12 protein-coding genes are annotated in these 22,685 nt (G+C 69.3%); 10 read left to right on the forward strand and 2 right to left on the reverse strand.

Annotation, left to right across the window (positions count from 1 at the left end; translation table 11 throughout):
• Positions 1 to 86: 86 nt before the first annotated feature.
• The 5 genes from KALB_RS10035 (at position 87) to KALB_RS10055 (ending at position 3,735) form a co-directional block, all read left to right on the forward strand.
• The gene (locus tag KALB_RS10035; protein ID WP_236650332.1) at positions 87 to 911 is read left to right on the forward strand and encodes a lytic transglycosylase domain-containing protein; all 825 of its coding nucleotides are present in this window, start codon (positions 87 to 89) and stop codon (positions 909 to 911) included.
• Positions 912 to 943: 32 nt separating this feature from the next.
• The gene (locus KALB_RS10040) at positions 944 to 1,345 is read left to right on the forward strand and encodes a hypothetical protein (RefSeq protein WP_030111008.1); all 402 of its coding nucleotides are present in this window, start codon (positions 944 to 946) and stop codon (positions 1,343 to 1,345) included.
• A 2-nt stretch (positions 1,346 to 1,347) separates the two neighbouring features.
• Positions 1,348 to 1,650, forward strand: coding sequence for a DUF3817 domain-containing protein (locus KALB_RS10045; RefSeq protein WP_025355590.1), 303 nt, complete (start codon positions 1,348 to 1,350; stop codon positions 1,648 to 1,650).
• Positions 1,651 to 1,734: 84 nt separating this feature from the next.
• Positions 1,735 to 3,057, forward strand: coding sequence for a nucleobase:cation symporter-2 family protein (locus KALB_RS10050; RefSeq protein ID WP_025355591.1), 1,323 nt, complete (start codon positions 1,735 to 1,737; stop codon positions 3,055 to 3,057).
• 72 nt (positions 3,058 to 3,129) lie between these two features.
• Complete coding sequence (locus KALB_RS10055; RefSeq protein WP_025355592.1) at positions 3,130 to 3,735, forward strand: malonic semialdehyde reductase; 606 nt, start codon at positions 3,130 to 3,132, stop codon at positions 3,733 to 3,735.
• Positions 3,736 to 3,775: 40 nt separating this feature from the next.
• Here the strand turns inward: KALB_RS10055 and KALB_RS10060 are convergent, their stop codons facing one another.
• Complete coding sequence (locus tag KALB_RS10060; protein ID WP_025355593.1) at positions 3,776 to 4,672, reverse strand: DUF3152 domain-containing protein; 897 nt, start codon at positions 4,670 to 4,672, stop codon at positions 3,776 to 3,778.
• Between the two features lie 377 nt (positions 4,673 to 5,049).
• Positions 5,050 to 6,321, reverse strand: coding sequence for an alginate lyase family protein (locus tag KALB_RS10065; protein WP_025355594.1), 1,272 nt, complete (start codon positions 6,319 to 6,321; stop codon positions 5,050 to 5,052).
• A gap of 141 nt (positions 6,322 to 6,462) precedes the next feature.
• Here KALB_RS10065 and KALB_RS10070 point away from each other — a divergent pair, with 141 nt between their 5' ends.
• The 5 genes from KALB_RS10070 to KALB_RS10090 all read left to right on the forward strand — a co-directional run bounded on the left by KALB_RS10070 (position 6,463) and on the right by KALB_RS10090 (position 22,643).
• Positions 6,463 to 7,503 (forward strand): LLM class flavin-dependent oxidoreductase, encoded by a 1,041-nt coding sequence (locus tag KALB_RS10070; RefSeq protein WP_025355595.1) that lies wholly within the window; start codon positions 6,463 to 6,465, stop codon positions 7,501 to 7,503.
• Between the two features lie 96 nt (positions 7,504 to 7,599).
• The gene (locus KALB_RS10075; RefSeq protein ID WP_025355596.1) at positions 7,600 to 10,257 is read left to right on the forward strand and encodes a lectin; all 2,658 of its coding nucleotides are present in this window, start codon (positions 7,600 to 7,602) and stop codon (positions 10,255 to 10,257) included.
• Positions 10,258 to 10,385: 128 nt separating this feature from the next.
• On the forward strand, positions 10,386 to 13,064 hold the full coding sequence (locus KALB_RS10080; protein ID WP_025355597.1) for a lectin: 2,679 nt from the start codon (positions 10,386 to 10,388) through the stop codon (positions 13,062 to 13,064).
• 89 nt (positions 13,065 to 13,153) lie between these two features.
• Complete coding sequence (locus KALB_RS10085; protein ID WP_052360445.1) at positions 13,154 to 20,605, forward strand: DUF7927 domain-containing protein; 7,452 nt, start codon at positions 13,154 to 13,156, stop codon at positions 20,603 to 20,605.
• A gap of 124 nt (positions 20,606 to 20,729) precedes the next feature.
• Positions 20,730 to 22,643 carry a serine/threonine-protein kinase gene (locus KALB_RS10090; RefSeq protein WP_042220309.1) on the forward strand — a complete coding sequence of 638 codons (1,914 nt, stop codon included), beginning with the start codon at positions 20,730 to 20,732 and terminating at the stop codon, positions 22,641 to 22,643.
• The last annotated feature ends 42 nt before the right edge of the window (positions 22,644 to 22,685 follow it).

Here is a 22,685-nt window from a genome sequence, read left to right on the forward strand (position 1 = left end):
GACGAGGACGAGGCGATCCGGCGGCCCGCGCCGCCGCTCGCCGAGCGAAACCGTCGGTACGAGCCGCTAGCCTGTGTGACGTGGCGATCCAGCAGGAGACCCCGGTAACCGGCCAGAGCCCGCAACCGCCCAGGGTGGCGCTGCGGCTGCTGGTCGTCGTGGCCCTGCTCGTGGTGGCCGGAGGCGGACTGTGGTTGCTCACCGTGGCGACCACTCCCGCGCCGGGACCCACCGCCGCGGACATCCCGGCTCTGCAGGTCAAGCCCGCACCCGTGCAGGTCGGTGCCGCCGCACCGGCCAACGTGGGCAGCGAGCCGGCCGCGCAGGCCAGCACCACGGGTCAGGAGACCGCCGAGGCATGGTTGAACCGGGTTGCCGCCGCGAGCGACATCCCGGCCCGCGCACTACGCGCATACGCCAATGCGGACCTCACCCTGCGCAAGGTGGCGCCCACCTGCCACCTGTCCTGGACGATGCTCGCGGGCATCGGCCGCATCGAGTCCAACCACGGTCGCTTCGGCGGCGCCCAGCTGGCCGCCGACGGCACCGAGACCAAGGCGATCATCGGTGTGCCGCTGGACGGCTCCACCGGCATCGAGAACATCACCGACACCGACCACGGCTCGCTGGACGGCGACCCCGTGCACGACCGCGCGGTCGGTCCCATGCAGTTCCTGCCCGGCACCTGGCGGAACTGGGCCTCCGACGGCAACGGGGACGGCAGGGCCGACCCGCAGAACATCGACGACGCCGCGGTCACCGCGGGCCGCTACCTGTGCGCGGGCGGCCGTGACCTGGGCACGGGCCAGGGCTGGTGGGCCGGGGTCATGTCCTACAACAATTCGGTCGAATACGGGCAGAAGGTCTTCGCCGTGGCCGAGGCCGCCGCGAAGGCGAGCACCGGGCGGTAACCCGCGCGAGTGACGGTGTTACCGTCGACAGCGTGGTTCGCAGGCTGCTCACCCCCCGGTGGCTGCTGCTGCACGCGGTCGCGGTTCTCGCCATGCTGGTGTGCTTCCGACTCGGGTGGTGGCAGTGGGACCGCTCGCAGGAAGCGGGCGGCACCTTCCAGAACCTGGGCTACGCCCTGCAGTGGCCGTTGTTCGGGCTGTTCGTGCCGTTCATGTACTGGCGCATGTACAAGCTGGACCAGGAACGCGCCGCTGCCGAGGACGCCCAGCAGGCGGAGGCCGCCGTCCCGGCCGTGCCCGAGCAGCCCGTCTCGCAGGACCCGCCTCGGCGCTCGCCGACCGAGTGGCGCCGTGCCGCCGCCGTCGAGCAGCCCGAGGACAAGGCGCTGGCGGAGTACAACAGCTACCTCGCCCAACTGAACGCGAAGGACTGACGATGAGTGGTGCGCTGGCCAGGTTCCGGTTCATGGCCTACGTGACCGGTGTCGGACTGCTCGTCCTGTGCGTGGCGATGGTGCTCAAGTACGCCGCCGACATGCCCTCGCTGGTCGCCATCGTCGGGCCCATCCACGGGTTCTTCTACATGGTGTACCTGGTGTTCGCCTTCGACCTGTCGCTCAAGGCGAAGTGGCCCATCACCTACACCCTCGGCGTGCTCGTCGCGGGCACCATCCCGTTCCTGTCGTTCCTCGCCGAGCGCAAGGTCACCGCCAAGGTGCGGGAGAAGCTCGCCGCGTGAGGCGCTGACCGGGGTGGCCGCGAGGCGTTTCCCCGCCCCGAGATCCGCAACGCCGACGTAATCCCGCTCACCTACACTCCGCCGATGAGCCACAGCGCCCACCCGGTCGACCAGGTACCGCCCAAGGCCCAGTTGCTCGCGTTCGGCCTGCAACACGTGCTCGCGATGTACGCGGGAGCGGTCGCGGTGCCGCTGATCGTCGGCGGGGCGCTGCACATGTCCACTTCGGACATCGGCTACCTGGTCAACGCGGACCTGCTCGTCTCCGGTGTGGCCACGCTGATCCAGTGCCTTGGCGTGTGGGTGTTCGGCGCCAGGCTGCCGCTCATGCAGGGCTGCACCTTCGCGGCGGTCACCCCGATGGTGCTGATCGGCACGACCGGCGGCGGGCTGCCCGCCATCTACGGGGCGGTGATCGTCTCGGGACTGGTCGTGGTGCTGCTGGCCCCCTGGTTCGCCAAGCTGCTGCGCTACTTCCCGCCGCTGGTCACCGGCACGATCATCCTGATCATCGGCCTGTCCCTGTTGCCGGTCGCGGTCAACTGGGCCGCGGGTGGGGTCGGCGCCCCGTCCTTCGGCTCGCCGCGCAACCTCGCACTGGCCTTCGGGGTGCTGCTGCTCATCCTGCTGGTGCAGCGCTTCGTGCCGGGCTTCCTCGGCAGGATCGCCATCCTGGTCGGCGTCGTGCTGGGCACCCTGGCCGCGATCCCGTTGGGCCTCACCGACTTCTCACACGTCACGAGTGCCCAGCTGATCGGCGTCAGCACCCCGTTCCACTTCGGACTGCCCAGCTTCCAGCCCGCGGCCATCCTCTCGATGGTCATCGTCATGCTGGTGACGATGACCGAGACCAGTGGCGACGTGCTGGCCGTCGGCGAGGTGGTCGGGCGCCCGGTCGAACCGCCAGTGCTGGCCAGGGCGCTGCGCGCGGACGGCCTGTCCACCGTGCTGGGCGGCGTGTTCAACACGTTCCCGTACACGGCGTTCGCGCAGAACGTGGGCCTCGTGGCGCTGACCGGGGTGCGCAGCCGGTTCGTGGTCGCCACGGCGGGCGGCATGCTCGTCCTGCTGGGGCTCTTCCCGGTGCTGGGCGAGGTCGTCGCCGCGATCCCGATGCCGGTGCTCGGCGGGGCGGGCATCGCCATGTTCGGCACGGTGGCCGCCAGCGGGGTGCGCATGCTGGGCGCGGTTTCCTTCAGGGACAACTCGAACCTGATGGTGATCGCCGTCGCGCTGGGGCTCGGCCTGGTCCCGGTGGCCGTGCCCACGGTGTACGCGCAGTTCCCCGACTGGTTCCAGACGATCATGAACTCGGGCATCAGCGCGGGCAGTATCGCCGCGGTGGCGCTCAACCTGCTCTTCAACCCTGTGAGGGCCATCACGTCGCAGGGTGCGGGAAATAGTTGAGAGTTCAGCTATGTTGGCTCCAGTGAGGCCGCGGCCGGTTCGAGACCCGCGGCGAGAACTTGGAGGCTCACCATGACTGCCGCGACCGACATCCTCGCACTCGAGCAGAAGGCGCAGGACCTGCTGTTCCACGAGGCCCGGACCGCGAACACCTTCACCGACGAACCGGTCAGCGACGAGCAGGTCCGTGCCATCTACGACCTGGTCAAGTGGGCGCCGACCAGCATGAACACCCAGCCGCTGCGCGTGCTGCTGGTGCGCAGCGAGGACGCGCGCGCCAAGCTGCTGCCGCACATGGCCGAGGGCAACCGGGCCAAGACCGGCACCGCCCCGCTGGTGGCCGTGCTCGCCGCCGACACCGATTTCCACGAGACCCTGCCCAAGGTGTTCCCGCACAACCCGAACGCCAAGGACTACTTCGCCGACGACGCCGCCCGCCGTGAGTTCGCCCGGTTCAACGGCCTGCTCCAGGTCGGCTACTTCATCCTGGGCGTGCGCGCCGCCGGGCTGGCCGCGGGCCCGATGACCGGCTTCGACGCCGAGGGCGTGCGCAAGGAGTTCTTCGCCGACACCACGCTGGAGCCCCTGGTCGTGGTCAACATCGGCCGCCCCGGCCCGGACGCCTGGTTCCCGCGTAGCCCCCGTTTGGACTACGACGAGGCCGTCAACAGCATCTGAGCGGGTTGGGCCGGCCGCTGAGGGCGTCTGCCGCGCGCCCTCAGCGGCCCTGGTCGGCCAGCGGGAACGGCCACGGGTTGGGCTGGCACACCTTGCCGTCGTGCGGGATCACCAGTCCCTGCGGGTTCTGGGTGGTCAACTCCGCCAGGTCGTTGTCGGAGGTGCTCAGCGTCTGCTGCATCATCACCGGGGCCAGCGCCCCGTTCTGGCCGCAGGCCACGTGCCCGTTGCCGAAGAAGTGCCCGACCTCGTGGTTGATGGCGTACTGCTGGTAGAGCAGCATGTTGCCCTGGAACGACACGGCACCCAGCTCCCAGCGCGCGTCGTTGAGGTACACCGCGTCGCCGATCCGGCACGAGGTGTCGTACGGGATGTCGAAGCCGCACACGGACTTGCCGCGCGTGGTCTGCTGTGAGGCCAGCCGGATGTGCAGGTCCGGGCGAGCGCTGTCCACCCGTCGCACCGCGATCTTGCCCCCGCCGATCCAGCTCTTGGGGTTGGACAGGGTCTGCTGCACCATCTGCGCGAAGGCCGCGTCCCCGCCCGAGGGCGTGAACCCGTCCTCCACCTCCACCGAGTACGTGGTCAGCTTGCCCGTGCCGACCTGCCCCGAGGTGCCCGGCACGACGTGCCAGGTGCCCTTGCCGGGGCCGGGCAACGGGGCTCCCGCGGGCAGCTCGGCCGAGGGCAGCCGCTTGTCGAAGGTGCTGCCGGGTGGCGCCTCGCCCACCGAGATCGCCGTGGACGAGGTGCCGGTCTGCGGTGCGGGGACGGTGCCGGCGGCCAGGGCGGTGTCCGCGGGCTGGCGGGACACGTTGAACACCGTCAGTGCCGTGATCACCAGCAGCAGCGGGATCGCGTAGAGCCGCCAGCCGATGCGCCTGGGCTCGGGCCGTGGCCGTGGTTCGGGCGCGAGCGGGGCCGCCAGCGGCTGCACGGCACGCCGCGAGGTTTGCCGGTTTTGTCGGAGTCTTGCCCCTGCCGTCAGTCGCGCCACACCGGTATCGACGCACGCCGACCCGAAAAGGTTGGATCCCGGCCCAACCTCACCCAGTTGACACCTTTCACACGCCCCCGTGAGTCCCGCCCGCCGGCGTGCGAGTCCCGTCCGCTGGCGCGTGAGTCCCGCCCAGCCGCGTGCGAGTCCCGCCCGCTGGCGCGTGAGTCCCGCTGAGCCGGGCCCGCCGCCCGGGACTCGTCGCCTGCAAAACGGGACTCGTCGCTCGCAGAGCGGGACTCGTCACCCCGAGGCCGGGACTCGTCGCCCCCAGACCGGGACTCGCGCTCCTCAGAGCGGGACTCGCGGGTGGGGCGCTACTTGGTTGGCGGGTCCAGGGGGGTGCAGGCGGGGCGGATCGGCCACAGGTCGCCGAAGGAGGGTGCGGGCACCTTGGCCAGTGCTGCCCTGGCCTTCGCGTCCCCGCCCTGTTCGGCGGCGGCGTGCAGCACGTCCACCGCGATCGACTGGTCGAATCCGTTGATCTGCTGGTACGGCCAGGCGCTGGCGCCCTTCTCCGCCGCGGGGATCAGGAAGTCCACCGCCTTGAGCAGGTTTGCCCCGTTCGGGGCGGTGTAGTGCCACAGGTCCACGCCCACATGCGTGCCGATCTCGGCGAGCCGCCCGAGCGCGGTCAGGTTGAAGTTGCTGTAGTGCCAGGACATCGTGCGGGACAGCTCCAGCGGCTGGCTGCCGTCGGGCTTGATCTGCGTGGCGATCCGCTTGGTGCGCGCGTCCTGCACGATGGCCTTGGCGGTGCTGGTGCGGCCCACGTACAGCGCGATCGTGGCGTTCTGCATGTCGATGAAGCTGCCGTGGTTGTTCGTGGCGGCCAGTTCGGCCTTGGCCTGCGGGCTGGTCTGCATCCAGTCCAGGAACTGCCCGAACCACTGCTTGATCGCACTGGTGTCGGCGCCGGACCAGCCCGGTGCGCCGGAGTCCAGCAGCGCGATCGCGTCGACCAGCTGGCTGATGTTCTGCGAGGTGTCGATGATGCCGGTGCCGCGAACCTCTTTGCGGCACGGGATGATCTGCGCGTAGGTCAGGCTGGGGTTCATCCTGGTCGCCGGGTCCAGGAACCAGGTCCGCAGGTCCAGCGCGGCCCGCTGCGCGTACTCGGCCTTGCCGGTGTAGTACCAGGCCAGGCTCAGGTCGGTGATCGCGTCCCAGGCCACCATGCGCGCGGTGTGGTCACTGATCGCGTCGGCCTCGGGGTTGCGCTGGCCGTCGCGGTTCACGTACGGGCAGCCCTGCGGGTTGTCCGGGGTCGGGGTCTTCGACGCCCACCAGTACGGGGCCTGGCTGAGGTAGTCGTGCTTGTCCCCGCTGGGCGGGGTCTGCTTCTTGTCGGTCACCGCCCACGGGCCCTTTGTCAGCGCCGCGTCCGCGTTGTGCAGCAACGCCTTGAGCGCGTCGCGCTGGGCCTTGCTCGCGGTACCGCCCGCCAGTTGCTGCTTGACGGTGGCCAGCGCGCTGCCGTCCAGCACCACGGTCTTCGGTGGGGCGGCGGCGTGCGCCGGATCGCTGAACGGGGAGATCACCAGGCTGAGCACAACCGCCAGAACCGAACCGAGCCGTCCTGTCACCATGCACGTCCTTCATGACGAGTAGCGGTGGCGCGGCAGGAGCAGTTCTACGCGGTGAGCCGGCGTTGGTCAACAGTCCTTCCGAACGAATAAAGTTAGGCTAGGCTAACTTGGATGGGTTGTCCGCAAGCCAGGGGAGGGCTGATGACCGGGTTCCGGGCCGGGGCCATGCTGTTCACCGGCAGGTTCGAGGGCATGACCGACAAGCAGGTGTTCGACTCCGCGCTGGCCAACGCGAAGGCCGCCGAGGAGTCGGGTTTCGACGAGCTCTGGGTGACCGAGCACCACTACATCTCCTACGGGGTCAACCCCTCCGCGCTGGCCATGGCCGCGTTCCTGCTCGGCCGCACGGAGAAGCTGCGGGTCGGCACGGCGGTCACGCTGCTGCCCACGCACAGCCCGGTGCACGTCGCTGAGCAGGCGCTGCTGCTCGACCAGCTCTCCGGTGGACGGTTCGACCTCGGGCTGGGGCGGGGCGGTCCGGTGGTGGACTACGAGGTGATGAGCTCGCTGGACCACTGGGAGCGCGGCTACGACCAGGCCGTGCGCGTGCTGCTGGACTCCTACTCCGGCAAGGTTTCCGCCGACACGGAGTTCTACGAGTTCCGCGAGGTCAGGCCCGCACCCGCACCGCGAACCAGCCCGCACCCGCCGACCTTCCTCGCGGGCACCTCACCGGAGGCCGCGCGCCGTGCCGCCCGGCTGGGCCTGCCCATGCTGTTCTTCTTCAGCCAGGACGACGCCAGCAAGGCAGAACTCGTTGCCCTGCACGCCGAAGAAGCCGCGCGCGCCGGACACGCGGGCCCGTTCCAGCACGCCTTCGCCACGATCGCGCACGTGGCCGACACCGAGGAACAGGCAGTTGCGGAGCTGATCGGGCCGCTGCGGCAGTTCTACGGCAAGGCGGAGCAGGAGTACGTCCTGCTCCGCGACCGGCCTGGTCCCCAGCGCGGCGAGGACTACTTCGAGAAGGTCTTCGAATTCGTGCTGAGCACGTTCCCCATCGGTACACCGCGGACCTGCGCGCAGCGGCTGGAAGCCAGCGTGCGCGCCAGCGGGGTGGACCGGGTGCTGCTGATGTTGGAGGGCTCGGGCCGCCCTGACCTGGCGGAACGGACCGTGCGCCGGTTCGGGGCCGAGGTGCTGCCGGTGGTCCGGTCCGCTTTGGGGGCCGATGACCGTTGAGCAGAACTTGAGGTTGCACGCGCTTTTTCAGTAATTCCCCCACAAATCCCCCGCGACGATGTTGGTGACCTCACAGGGTGGAAGAGGGGGAACCTGATGTCGTTGCGCAGCGCGCTGGTGGTGGCCGCCACGGCGGCGGCCACCACCGCCGGACTGCTGACACCCGTCACACCGGCCGCCGCGGCGCAGGGGCAGCCACTGGTCGCCGACCCGGCCTCGGTCGTGGACCCGTTCATCGGCACCACGAACTTCGCCGCCGACTTCCCCGGCGCGGACGTGCCCTTCGGCATGGTGCAGTGGAGCCCGGACACCCCGCACCGACCGGGCAGCGGTGGCTACGAGTACAACGACACCGGCATCACCGGGTTCAGCCTCAACCACCTGGCGGGCGCGGGCTGCGGCACCCTGGGGGACGTGCCGTTCCTGCCCAGCGTTGGCAAGCCGGACGGCACGGAGATCACCCCGTTCTCGCACGCCGAGGAGAAGGCGGATGCGGGCTACTACAAGGTGAAGCTGTCCTCGGGCATCACCACCGAGCTGTCCGCCACGACCCGCTCCGGCATGGCGCGCTTCACCTTCCCGGCCACCAAGCAGGCCAACCTGCTGCTGAAGCTGGCGGGCAGCCACAACGCCGTCACCAGGACCACGGTGAACGTGGTGGGGGACAACGAGGTCACCGGCTCGGTGACCACCGGCCACTTCTGCGGCTCCGACCCCACGTACACGATCTACTTCGCGGCCAGGTTCGACCGGCCGATCACCGGCAGCGGGGAGTTGACCAAGCTCTCCCCGCGCGTCGAACCGCCGGACGAGGAGCCGGACCCGCCGCTGGACGGCCCGAAGGGCGAGTACCTGACCTTCGACACGACCGGCAACCAGGTGGTGCAGGCCAAGGTCGGTGTGTCCTACGTGTCGGTGGACAACGCCCGCGGCAACCGTGACACCGAGAACCGGGCCTGGGACTTCGACGGGGTGCACGCCAACGCGCACAAGGCCTGGAACGACATGCTCGGCCGCGTCCGCATCGGTGGCGGGACCGCCTCGCAGCAGCGGGTCTTCTACACCGCGCTGTACCACTCCCTGTTGCACCCCAACGTGTTCTCCGATGTCAACGGCCAGTACATCGGTTTCGACAACAAGGTGCACACCGCGGCGCAGGGTCATGTGCAGTACGCGAACTTCTCCGGCTGGGACATCTACCGCAGCCAGGCCCAGCTCTCGGCCATGCTCGCGCCCCAGCAGGCCAGCGACATGGCCAGGTCGATGCTCAACGCCTACGACCAGATGGGCCACCTGCCCAAGTGGACGCTCAACAACGGTGAGACCTACGTGATGGTGGGCGATCCGGGTACCGCGGTCCTGGCCGACTACTACGCCTTCGGGGCGCGGGACTTCGACACCAAGGCCGCGCTCAACGCGATGGTGAAGCAGGCCAGCACCACCAACGACGCGCGCCCCGGGCAGAACTACCTGACCAGTCCCGGTTATCTGCCCGCGGACGGCCAGTGGGGCTGTTGCAGCTTCTACGGGCCGGTGTCCACGCAGCTGGAGTACAGCACCCAGGACTTCGCGCTGTCGGCCTTCGCCGGTGCCATGGGCGACACCGCCAACCAGACCCGCTACGCCAACCGGGCCCAGCAGTGGCGTGCCCTGTTCGACCCGGACACCGGGCTGATCCAGGCGCGCACCGCCGACGGTAGTTGGGACCTGGACCCGAAGTACCAGGACTACTACTTCGTCGAGGGCACGAACTGGCAGTACACCGGCATGATCCCGTTCAACGTGCGCGGACTGGCCGAGACCCTGGGCGGCAGGGACAAGCTGATCACCTACCTGGACACCCTGCTGGCGGGCTTCCACGGCGGCGGCAAGGTGTCCGACATGGGCAACGAGCCCAGCCTCGGCCTGCCCTGGGAGTACGACTTCGTCGGCCAGCCGTACAAGGCGCAGCGGGTCGTCCGCGAGGTGCAGAACGCCATCTGGACCGACCAGCCCGGTGGCCTGGCGGGCAACGACGATCTGGGCACGATGAGCGCCTGGTACGTGTTCTCCGCGCTGGGCATGTACCCGCTGATCCCCGGCACGGCCGACCTCGCGCTGGGCAGCCCGGTCTTCACCAAGGCGGTGGTCTCGCTGCCCGGCGGCAAGACGCTGACGATCAACGCCCCGCAGGCCGCCCCGGACGCGCCGTACGTGCAGTCGATGACCGTGAACGGGGCGCGCTGGAACAACGCCTACCTGCCCGCGTCCACGGTCAGCGCGGGCGGCACCGTGGAGTTCGCGCTGGGCAAGGCGCCCAACACCTCCTGGGCCAGCGACCCGTCCTCGGCCCCGCCCTCCTACGGCGGCAACGGCCAGCCCTTCGTGCCGCACGGGGCACTGAGCTCGGCGGGCTCGGGCAGGTGCGCGGACGTGATCGGCAGCGGGGTCGCCGACGGGGTGCAGGTCCAGCTCTGGGACTGCAACGGCAAGGTGCCCTCCCAGTACTGGGCCGCGCCGGGGGACGGTTCGTTGCAGGCCATGGGCAAGTGCCTCGACGCGGGCGACTCGGGTGGTGCCGAGGGGGCCAAGGTCCGGTTGTTCACCTGTGCGGGGAACAAGGCCCAGCAGTGGCAGGTGAAGGGCGGGGCACTGGTCAACGCGCTGTCCGGCCGCTGCCTGGAGGCGCCGAGGACCACCGTACACAACGGCACCCTGCTGGAGGTCCACGCCTGCAACGGGACGAAGGCGCAGAGCTGGAAATCGCCCCGTTAACCCACAGGGAGCAGTCCCGCTGTCCTGAATCCGACAGATTTCCCGCGCGTGCTTGTGGTTGTTACACAAAGGTACTTCTCTCGTGAAGCAACGGGGGGTGACAGCGATGTCACGCGCGGGAGGATCTGATGAAGTCCCTGCCCAGATCCGTGTCGGTGATCGCGATTTCCGCGGCCACGGCACTCGGATTCCTGTTACCGCTCCCGGCGGCCTCGGCCGCGCCGGTGGCCGACCCCGCCTCGCTGGTGGACCCGTTCATCGGCACCAGCAACGCCGCGGACGACTTCCCAGGGGCCGACGTGCCCTTCGGCATGGTCCAGTGGAGCCCGGACACCCCGAGTAGGCCGGACGGCGGCGGCTACGAGTACAAGGACTCCAGCATCACCGGATTCAGCCTGACCCACCTGGCCGGGCCGGGCTGCGCCGCCATGGGCGACGTTCCGTTCCTGCCGACCACCGGCTCGGTCAACGGTTCGGCGACCGCCGCGTTCTCGCATTCCGACGAAAAGGCCGATGCCGGGGCCTATCGGGTGAAGCTGGCCTCGGGAATAACCACTGAACTGACCACCACAACGCGTTCGGGCATGGCCCGTTTCACGTACCCGGCGACCAAACAGGCCAACCTGTTGGTCAAGCTGGCGGGCAGTGCGACCCCGGTCAGCAACACCTCGGTGACCGTGGTCAGCAACACCGAGATCACCGGATCGGTGACCACCGGGCACTTCTGTGGGGCGAGCCCGACCTACACGGTGTACTTCGCGGCCAAGTTCGACCGGCCGTTCACCACCAGCGGTTCGTTCAGCGCCGCCGAGACCCCGCGGGTCCCGCACACCAGGCCCGGCGCCCCGCAGCCCCAGCGGCCCGCCGCCGCGCCCGCCCTGTCCGGGCCCGCGGGGGAGTACCTCACCTTCGACACGACCGCCAACCAGGTGGTGCAGGCCAAGGTCGGCATCTCCTATGTGTCCACCGGCAACGCCCAGGGCAACCGGGACACCGAGAACGGCGGCTGGGACTTCGACGGGGTGCGGGTCAACGCGCACCAGGCGTGGAACGACCTGCTCGGCCGGATCGCGATCACCGGCGGGACCCCCGCGCAGCAGAAGACCTTCTACACCGCGCTGTACCACTCCCTGTTGCACCCCAACGTGTACTCCGACGTCAACGGGCAGTACACGGGCTTCGACAACAAGGTGCACACCGTGCCCGCCGGCCACGCCCAGTACGCGAACTTCTCCGGCTGGGACATCTACCGCAGCCAGGCCCAGCTCTCGGCCCTGCTCGCACCGCGCCAGGTCAGCGACATCGCCCAGTCGATGGTCAACGACTACAAGGAGAGCGGGCAGTTGCCGAAGTGGACGCTCAACAACGGTGAGACCTACGTGATGGTGGGTGATCCGGGTACCGCGATCCTGGCCGACTACCACGCCTTCGGCGCGCGGGACTTCGACACGGCCACCGCGCTGGCGGCGATGCTCAAGCAGGGCAACACCCAGAACAACGTGCGCCCCGGGCAGAACTACCTGGTCAGCCCCGGCTACCTGCCCACCAACGGCCAGTGGAACTGCTGCAACTTCTACGGGCCGGTGTCCACGCAGCTGGAGTACAACACCGCCGACTTCGCGCTGTCGGCCTTCGCGGGCGCGCTCGGTGACACGGCCAACCAGGCCAAGTTCGCCAACCGGGCCCAGGAGTGGCGCGCGCTGTTCAACCCGTCGAGCGGGCTCATGCAGCCCCGGGACGCCAACGGGTCGTGGAGCGGCGGCTTCAACCCCAGCAGCCAGGACAACTTCGTGGAGGGCACCTCCTGGCAGTACACCGGCATGGTGCCGTTCAACGTGGCCGGGCTGGCGAACGCCTTCGGCGGCAAGGACAAGCTGGGCAAGTACCTGGACAGCGTGCTGGCCGGGTTCCAGGGCGCGGGCGGCAGCCAGGCCGACCTGGGCAACGAGCCGAGCATCGAACTGCCCTGGGAGTACGACTACATCGGCAAGCCCTACCGGACCCAGCAGATCGTGCGGCAGGTGCAGGACAAGATCTGGACCGCCCAGCCGAGCGGGTTGGCGGGCAACGACGACCTGGGCACGATGAGCGCCTGGTACGTGTTCTCCGCGCTGGGCATGTTCCCGATGACCCCGGGCACGGCCGACTTCGCGCTGGGCAGCCCGATGTTCACCCAGGCCGTGATCACCCTGCCCGGCGGCAAGTCCCTGACGATCAATGCACCGCAGGCCGCGGACAACGCCCCGTACGTGCAGTCGCTGGCGCTGAACGGGTCGGCCTGGAACAACGCCTTCCTGCCGCCCTCGATCATCACCAGTGGCGGCACCCTGGACTACGCGCTGGGCACCTCGCCCAACACCGCATGGGCGGCGGGCGACTCCGCCGCGCCCCCGTCCTACGGGGGCAACGGCCAGCCGGTGTACCCGAACGGTCCGGTGCCCTCGGGCATCGCGGGCAAGTGCGCCGACGTGGACCACAGCGAGGTGGGCAACCAGACCCACATCCAGCTCTGGTCCTGCAACAACAGCAACGCCCAGCACTGGTTCCTCACCGGGGACGGCTCGGTGCAGGCCATGGGCAAGTGCATGGACGTGAGCAACTCCGGCACGGCCAACGCCACCAAGGTGCAGTTGTGGGACTGCAACGGAAGCGGGGCCCAGAAGTGGAAGGCCAGCTCGGGTGCGCTGGTGAACCCGCAGTCGGGCAAGTGCCTGGACGACCCGAACAGCACCACCACCGACGGCACGCAGTTGCAGATCTGGGAGTGCAACGGGAGCGGTGCTCAGCTCTGGCGGCTGCCCGGCTGACACCCGAAGGGGGGAATTTTCCCAGGTCAGCGCTTGGGTCGGGCTGATCTGAGCAGGTGGGCCCGCCCGACCGCACGTATGTTCCGACCGTGGAGCAGCGTGCGGTCGGGCGTCGTGTGGTGTGCGCGGTTGTGGCCTTCCTGGTGGGGGTGGCCTCGCTCGGTGGCATTCCCGCTTCCGCGGCCCAGCCCCGTGGTCTGGGCACCGAGCGGACCATCGGCCCGAACCCGGCCTACTCCGGGTTGGCGCACGGCGCCATCACCACGGCCGCCAACACGGTGATCACCTGTGCGACCCAGCCGTGCACCGCTGACAACCAGCAGAACTCGGTGCGCTGGGTGAAGACCGACCCGAGCGCACCGGGCAGCACCGCCTCCTCGGCGCAGCTGACCATGCCCGCCACGGCCAAGGTGCTCACCGCCCGGCTGTACTGGCAGCTGAGCACGGGCGGCGTGGTCAACGGCTTCCCGAACCCGAACCCTGGGGACGCCAACCGGGCCAACCAGGTCGCCTTCAAGGTGCCGGGTGGCGGCTACCAGCGGCTGACCGCCGACACCTACGACTACTTCAACGCGGGCGGCAGCCTGACCGCGCACGCCGGGGTCAAGGACGTGACGAGCCTGGTGTCCTCGGGCGGCACCTACACCGTGGCCGACATCCCGGCCTGCCGGAACCAGACCAACCCGGGCTGCTGGGGCGGCTGGTCGCTGGTGGTCGCCTACGAGGACGACTCGCTCCCGCTGCGGTACCTCCAGATGTGGGACGGCTACCAGTACGTCCGGTCCAACACCGCGGTCAACATCGGGCTGTCCGGGGTGAAGGCGGTGTCCAGCCGGACCCCGAGCGCGACCCTGGGCGTGATCGTCGGCGACGGGGACGCCACCATCGGCGGGGACTACCTGGAGTTCGGCGCCCCCGGCAGGCGCCAGCGGCTGTCCCTGCCCGGCCCGGACGGGCAGCCGACCGCGAACAACGCCTTCGCCAGCCGGATCGACACCGTGAACGCCGACGGCACCGGGAGCAACGTCGACACGCGCGATCCCAACGGCAGCAACAACCAGGGCTACGACTCCAGGACGATCGACGTCACCGGGAAGATCCCGGCCGGGGCCACCGCCCTGGACACCTACATCTCCACCACCGGCGACTTCCTCTTCCCGCAGGTGCTGTGGCTGATGAGCGACGCCGCCGAGCCCGACCTGCAGATCACCAAGGCCAACGACCCCGTGGGCACGACCAGCGACAGCCCGCCGGGCTGGGTCACCAAGGGCAGCCAGATCACCTACAGCTTCGACGTGGCCAACAGGCACACCGACGGCAGCACCAACGACCTGGACACCGCCACCGCCGTGTCGCTGACCGACACGCTGCCCACCGGGCTGAGCTACGTGGCCGGGTCCAACCAGCAGTGCACCTCCAGCGGCCGCAACGTGATCTGCTCACTACCCGACCTCGCGCCCGGCGCCAGCACGAAGGTCGCGTTCAAGGTGGCCGTGGACCCCGCGGCCGCCGACGGCACCAAGCTGGACAACACGGCGGGCCTGCGCTTCAAGGGCAAGGACACCGGCCGCGAGCAGTTCCGCACCAGCAACACCGTGCGCAACACCGTGACCTCGCCGCGGTACGAGCTGACCAAGACCGTGGACAAGGCGGACGCCCTGCCCGGGGACACGTTGACCTACACCGTGCGGGCCGCCAACAACGGACCGATCCCGGCGCCGGGCATCGTCCTCGGCGACACCCTGCCCGAGGGCACGACCTTGCTGTCCGCGACGCCCTCGCGGGGCACGGTCAACGGCACCACGTGGACCGTCGGCGACCTGGCCGTTGGCGAGAGCGCCACGCTGACCGTCAAGGTGCGGGTGACCGAGGCCGCCATCGGCAAGTCGGTGGTCAACCGCGCCAGGGGCACCGGTGGGCCGCCCGGCATCGTGCCGCCCGGCAACCAGTGCCCTGACGATCCGGCTTCCGCCTGCGCCACAACGAAGATCCCCGGCCCCGGCTACACCGTGACCAAGTCGGTGGACAAGGCCTCCGCCAACCCCGGAGACAAGGTCACCTACACGCTGACCGCCACCAACAACGGCCAGGTGGTCACCGACATCACCGTCACCGACGACCTGACCGGTGTGCTGGACGACGCCACGTACAACGGTGACGCCGCGCCGAACGCCCAGTACGCGCAACCGAAGCTGACCTTCGCCTTCGGCCGGGTGCCCGCCGGGCAGTCCGTCACGGCCAAGTACTCGGTGACCGTGCGCAAGCCCGACACCGGAGACCACAGACTGTCCAATGTGGTCACACCGGTCAGTCCCGGTGGCAGCTGCCTGACCTGCACCACCACGACCCCGGTGGCCGGTCTGCTCATCGCGAAGAGCGTGGACAAGTCCCAGGCGAACCCCGGCGACACCGTGAAGTACACCGTGACCGTCACCAACACGGGCCAGACCGTGCAGGACGCGTCCTTCACCGACGACCTGACCGGTGTGCTGGACGACGCCACCTACAACGCCGACGGCGCCGCGACCCTCGGCTCGGTTGCCTACACCGCACCGAAGTTGACCTGGACCGGGTCGATCCCGGTCGGCGGCAAGTCGGTCGTGACGTACTCGGTTCGCGTGACCGGCAACGGTGATCACAAGCTGGTCAATGCCGTCGCCTCGGACACGCCCGGCAACGACTGCACCTCGTGCAGCACGACGACTCCGGTGTCCGGCGTGCACATCGTGAAGAAGGCCAGCGCCGCGCAGGCCAATCCCGGTGACACCGTGACCTACACCGTGACGGTGACCAACACCGGTCAGACCGAGCTGAACGCCTCGTTCGCCGACGACCTGACCAACGTCGTCGACGATGCCACGTACAACGCCGACGCCAAGGCCACGGTCGGCATGGTTGCTTATGCCGCACCGAAGTTGTCCTGGACCGGCACGCTGCCCATCGGTGGGCAGTCCGTCGTGACCTACTCCGTGAAGGTCACCGGCAATGGCGATCACAAGCTGGCCAATGCCGTCACCTCGGACACTCCCGGCAACAACTGCCCGGGCCCGGACTGCTCGACCCAAACCCTGTTGCCGGGTATGCGGATCGTCAAGACCGTGGACAAGACCCAGGCGAACCCCGGCGATACGGTGACCTACACGGTGACCGTCACGAACACGGGCCAGACCGTGCTGAACGGGTCGTTCACGGACGACCTGTCGGGTGTCCTGGACGATGCCGCGTTCAATGCCGATGCCAAGGCCACGGTCGGCACGACGTCTTACACAGCGCCGAAACTGACCTGGATCGGTACACTTCCCGTTGGCGCGCAATCGGTTGTGACGTACTCCGTGAAGGTCACCGGCAATGGTGATCACAAGCTGGCCAATGCCGTCACCTCGGACACGCCCGGCAACAACTGCGCGGACGGCAGTTGCACCACGTCAACTCCGGTGTCCGGCCTGAGCATCGTGAAGAAGGTCAGCGCCGCGCAGGCCGATCCCGGCGACACCGTGACGTACACGGTCACCGTGACGAACACCGGTCAGACCGTGCAGGACAACGCCTCGTTCACCGATGACCTGTCCGGTGTGCTGGACGATGCCACGTTCAATGCCGATGCCAAGGCCACGGTCGGCACGACGTCTTACACAGCGCCGAAACTGACCTGGACCGGCACACTGCCGATCGGCGCGCAGGCGGTCGTGACCTACTCCGTCAAGGTTACCGGCGCCGGGGACCACAAGCTGATCAACTCCGTCAGCGGGGGCAACTCCACCACGACTCCCGTGTCCGGGGTGCAGATCGTCAAGACCGTGGACAAGACCCAGGCGAACCCCGGCGACGCGGTGACCTACACGGTGACCGTCACGAACACGGGCCAGACCGTGCTGGCGTCCTCGTTCACCGATGACCTGACCGGTGTCCTGGATGACGCCACGTACAACGCCGATGCCAAGGCCACGATCGGCACGACCTCCTACACTGCACCGAAGTTGTCCTGGTCCGGCTCGATTCCCGTTGGCGGCAAGTCGGTTGTCACGTACTCGGTGAAGGTGACCGGGAACGGGGACCACCAGTTGGTCAACTCCGTCAGCGGGGGAAACTCCACCACGACCCCGGTGTCCGGTCTGCACATCGTGAAGAAGGCCGACAAGGACAAGGTCGTGCCGGGGGAGCGGATCACCTACACAGTGACCGTCCGTAACACCGGGCAGACCGTGCAGGACAACGCACGCTTCACCGACGACCTCACCAGCGTGCTGGACGACGCCTCGTACAACAACGATGCCAACGCCACCCTCGGCACCGCTTCCTACACCGCGCCGAAGCTGTCCTGGACCGGCTCGCTGCCGATCGGTGCCCAAGCGGTGATCACCTACTCGGTGACCGTGCACGACCCGGACACCGGGGACAAGAAGCTGCTGAACTCGGTGGTCTCCGACACGCCGGGCACGAACTGCCCGCAGGGCACCACGAACCCCGACTGCGGCAGCCAGGTGCCCGCGCCCGGCCTGGTGATCACCAAGACCGCCGACCGTCAGCAGGCCGAGCCGGGGCAACCGGTGACCTACACGGTCACGGTCACCAACGACGGCCAGATCGACCTGCCCACGGCCTCGTTCACCGACGACCTGACCGGTGTGCTGGATGACGCCTCGTACACCAACGACGCGAAGGCCAGTGTCGGCACGGTTTCGTACGCCGCGCCGAAGTTGTCCTGGACCGGCAGCCTGCCCGTGGGCGCCTCGGCCACTGTCACGTACACGGTCACGGTCGCCAAGCCGATCACCGGCGACCACCTGCTGCGCAACGTGGTCTCCTCCGACACCCCGGGCAACAACTGCGCCCCGCAGTCCGGGGACCCGCGCTGCACCAACACGGTCGCGCTGCCCGGTGTGGAGATCGTGAAGACGGTCAGCGCCAAGCAGGCCAATCCCGGCGACACCGTGACCTACACCGTGACGGTGACCAATACGGGCCAGACCGTGCTGGACGCCTCGTTCGCCGATGACCTGTCCGGTGTGCTGGACGATGCCACGTACAACGCCGACGGCAAGGCCACGGTCGGCACGATCTCCTATGCGGCGCCAAAGTTGTCGTGGAACGGCACACTGCCGATCGGCGCCAAGTCCGTCGTCACGTACTCGGTGCTGGTGACCGGGGCCGGGGACCACAAGCTGGTCAACTCCGTGACCGGCGGGAATTCCACCACCACGCCGGTGTCCGGTCTGCGCATCGTGAAGAAGGCCAGCTCCGCTGAGGCCAAGCCGGGTGACACCGTGACCTACACCGTGACGGTGTCCAACACCGGTCAGACCGTGCAGGACGCGTCTTTCACCGACGACCTGACCAACGTCATCGATGATGCCACGTACAACGCCGATGCCAAGGCCACGGTCGGTGCAACGTCTTACGCCGCACCGAAACTCACCTGGACCGGCTCGCTGCTGATCGGCGCGCAGGCGGTGATCACATACTCGGTTCGCGTGACGGGGGCTGGTGATCACAAGCTCAGCAACGCGGTTGTCTCCGACACACCGGGCAACAACTGCCCCGGACCGGACTGCGCAACCCAAACCCTGTTGCCCGGCTTGCAGATCACCAAGACCGCGAGCGCCGCGCAGGCCAATCCCGGCGACACGATCACCTACACCGTCACCGTCCGCAACACGGGTCAGACCGCGCAGAACGCCTCGTTCACCGACGATCTGACCAACGTCATCGATGATGCCGTGTTCAACGCTGACGCGAAGGCCACGGTTGGTACAACGTCCTACGCCGCACCGAAACTCACCTGGACCGGCACGCTGCCGGTCGGGGCTCAAGCCGTGGTGACGTACTCGGTGCAGGTCACCGGCAACGGGGACCACAAGCTCACCAACACCGTCGTGTCCGACACGCCGGGCAACAACTGCGCGGACGGCAAGTGCGGTACCACCACGCCGGTGTCCGGTCTGCGCATCGTGAAGAAGGCCAGCTCCGCCGAGGCCAAGCCGGGTGACACCGTGACCTACACCGTGACGGTGACCAACACGGGCCAGACCGTGCAGGACGCGTCTTTCACCGACGACCTGACCAACGTCATCGACGATGCCACGTACAACGCCGATGCCAAGGCCACGGTCGGCACGGTCTCCTACACGGCGCCGAAACTGTCGTGGACCGGTTCGCTGTCGATCGGTGCCGAAGCCCTGGTGACGTACTCGGTGCAGGTCACCGCGGCGGGCGATCACAAGCTGAGCAACACGGTCGTCTCCGACACGCCGGGCAACAACTGCCCAGGTCCCGACTGCTCGACGGAGACCCTGCTGCCGGGCCTGCGGATCAGCAAGACCGTGAGCCAGCAGCAGGCCAAGCCCGGTGACCTGGTGGTCTACACCGTCACGGTCACGAACACCGGCCAGACCGTGCTGAACGCCTCGTTCACTGACGACCTGTCCGGGGTGCTGGACGACGCGACGTACACCGGGGACGCCAAGGCCACGATCGGCGCTGCCCGCTACGTGGCGCCGAAGCTGCTGTGGAACGGGGTGCTGCCGGTCGGCGAACAGGCGGTGGTCACGTACTCGGTGCAGGTCACCGGGGCCGGTGACCACGTGCTGACCAACGCGGTGACCTCCCAGACCCCGGGCGGCAACTGCCCCGACCCGCGGTGCGGCACCAGCACGCCCGTCGCCGGGCTGAAGATCGTCAAGCGGGCGAGCCAGCAGCAGGCCAATCCCGGCGACCTCGTGACGTACACGGTGCAGGTGACCAACACCGGCCAGACAGTGCAGGACAACGCCTCGTTCACCGACGACCTGTCCGGGGTCCTCGACGACGCGACCTACAACGCCGATGCCAAGGCCACGGTCGGCGCGGTGGACTACGCCGCGCCGAAGCTCACCTGGACCGGCTCGCTGCCGATCGGCGCGCAGGCAGTGATCACGTACTCGGTCAAGGTCACCGGCAACGGGGACCACAAACTGGTCAACACCGTCAGTGGATGGAACTGCCCCGGGCCGGACTGCGCCACCACGACCCCGGTCGGCGGCGTGAAGCTGGTCAAGACCGTGGACAAGGCGCGGGCGACCGCGGGCGACACCGTGACGTACACGGTCACGGTCACGAACATCGGGCAAACCTTGCTGCACGCTTCGTTCAGCGATGACCTGACCGCCGTGCTCGACGACGCCACGTACAACGGGGACGCCAAGGCCACCATCGGCACGGTCGGCTACACCGCGCCGAAGCTGGCCTGGACCGGTGACCTGCCGGTCGGCGGGCAGGCCGTGGTCACGTACTCGGTGCTGGTGACCGCCGCCGGGGACCGCGCGCTGGTCAACGTGGTGACCTCGGACACCCCGGGCGGCAACTGCCCCGGGCCGGACTGCGGCACGAACACGCCGGTCAGCCCGCGTCCGGTACCGCCGCCGCCAGTGCTGCCCGAGCGGCCCGGGCTGGCCAGCACGGGTGCCGACGTGACGGTCGGCCTGGTCAGCGCCCTGTTCCTGCTGTTCGCGGGCGCGCTGCTGGTGCTGGCCGGGCGCAGGCGCCGGGGCCGTCGCCGACTGTGACCTCACTCACGTATCTGGCGTGACGTGGTGAGCGTCCCAGCAACCAAATCCATGATCAGGACACTCGCCCGGCGGTAGTCGGCAACGCCGCCGGGCACCGGCCCGATTGCAATAGTCTGGCGTCGTGGATGGTGTCGTCGCTCTGGTCGGGAGGCTCCTGTCCGGGCTGCACGGCGTGTTCGGGCTCGGGATCTGCCCCGGCGACTGGCTGTGGACCACGGCCGCGGCAGGAGGCGTGATCGCCCTGCTGCCGGTCGTGACCGCGATCGTCGTCGCCCTGATCCGGAAGGTCAGTGGTAACCGGTACACCCTGGGCACGATCGCCGTGTTCATCGGACTGGGCGTGCTGGGCAACTTCCTGCTGCCGTTCTGGCTGTTCGGCGGCGCCAGTCAGGTGTTCCGGACCCTCGCCGCGGGCGGCACCAGCCTGGGCATGTCCGGGGTCGGCTCGCTCACCGAGCACACCTGCTTCGTGCTGCCCAGCCAGAACCAGTTGCTCGGCGGCTCGCCCAGAGTCGGCCTGGCCATCACCAGCTACGAGTCCGCCCCGGTGCGCTGGGTGTCCATCGCCGCGCTGGTCGTCGTGCCCGCGTTCGTGCTGTTCTGGATCACCCGCCAGGCCAAGCAGGCGTTCCGCGGGGGTGCCCGCTGGCCCGCACGCCTGTACTACGCGCCGTTCCTCGCCTTCGCCCTGCTCACCGCGGAGTTGTCCGCAGGGGTCACCGGCCTGCTCTGGCTCGGCTTCCTGCCGGTCAGCGCGCTGGGCGTGCTCGTGGTCAAGGCCGTCGGCACCCCCAGCGACGCCGTGCTGCACCCCGCGCCCGCCGCCGCCCCGCAGCAGTCGCACCAGGCGCACCAGTCCGCCCACACCCCGGCCGCGCAGCCCTCGCAGCCGCGGTCACAGGTCCAGCAGCACCAGCCGCCGCCCGCCCAGACCCAGCGCCCGCTCGCGCAGCAGCCCCCGCCCCGGCCCAACCCGCCGACCAGGGTGTACGAGCAGGCGCCCCAGCCCCAGCCCGTGCGCCAACAGCCCCCGCCCCAGCCCCGGCCCGCCCTGCCGCCCGTGGCCGCTGCCAGTGCCGCCGCGCCGCTGGCTGGGCTCGCCGACACGCCTGGGCCGCTGCCCTGGATGCGGGACAAGCCGGTGACGCCCACGACCACCGCCAACCTGGACGCGCCCACCAAGTTCGACGCCACCGGGGACTCCTTCGGCGGGCGGTTCCGCCGCATCCGCCAGCTCGGCCAGGGCGGCTTCGGCAAGGTGTGGCTGGCCATGGACGCGAGCCTGGGCCGCAAGGTGGCCATCAAGATCGCGCACGCCACCGACCCGGACAGCGAGCAGCGCATGTTGCGCGAGGCCCGCGCGCTGGCCGCCGTCCGGCACCCGCACTGCGTGCGCGTCTACGACATCCTCGAGGACGCCGACGGCCTCGCGATCGTCATGGAGTACGTCGAGGGGCCCTCGCTCGCCCAGGCCCTGCACGACAACGGCCTGGTCGACGACGTGGCCGCCGCCCGGCTGTGGGTGACCATGGCCGGTGCGCTGGGCGCCGCGCACGAGAAGTCCGTGCTGCACCGCGACCTCAAGCCGTCCAACGTCATCATCGACCAGTCCGGCACCGCGCACCTGATCGACTTCGGCCTGGCAAGGCGGCGCGGGGACAGCACCCTGACCGCCACCGGCATGATGATGGGCACCCCCGACTTCCTCGCCCCCGAGGTCGCTCGGGGTGAGCAGGCCAGCCCCGCCTCCGACGCCTGGCAGCTCGCCGCCACCGTCAGCTACGCCCTCACCGGCCACCCCCCGCGCGGCAGCCGTGACAACCCCATGGCCGCGCTGATGGCCGCCGCCAACGGCGAGCCCTGCAACCGACTGCCCGAGCGCTCCGTGCACCGGCGCCTGCTCATGGCCTCGCTGGACAAGGACCCCAACCGCCGACCCACCCTGGGCCGGGTCCAGCAGCAGCTCGACGGCTGGCTGCACGGCGCGGGCCTCACCCACGAGGGGCCGGTGACCACGGTGGTCCGGCGGCCGTGAACGAGCTCTGACGCGAGCCGATGCCATGAAAGTGCCGTTCCT

Origin of the sequence: Kutzneria viridogrisea DSM 43870, from assembly GCF_000525635.1 — a bacterium.
Classification (GTDB): Bacteria; Actinomycetota; Actinomycetes; order Mycobacteriales; family Pseudonocardiaceae; genus Kutzneria; species Kutzneria viridogrisea.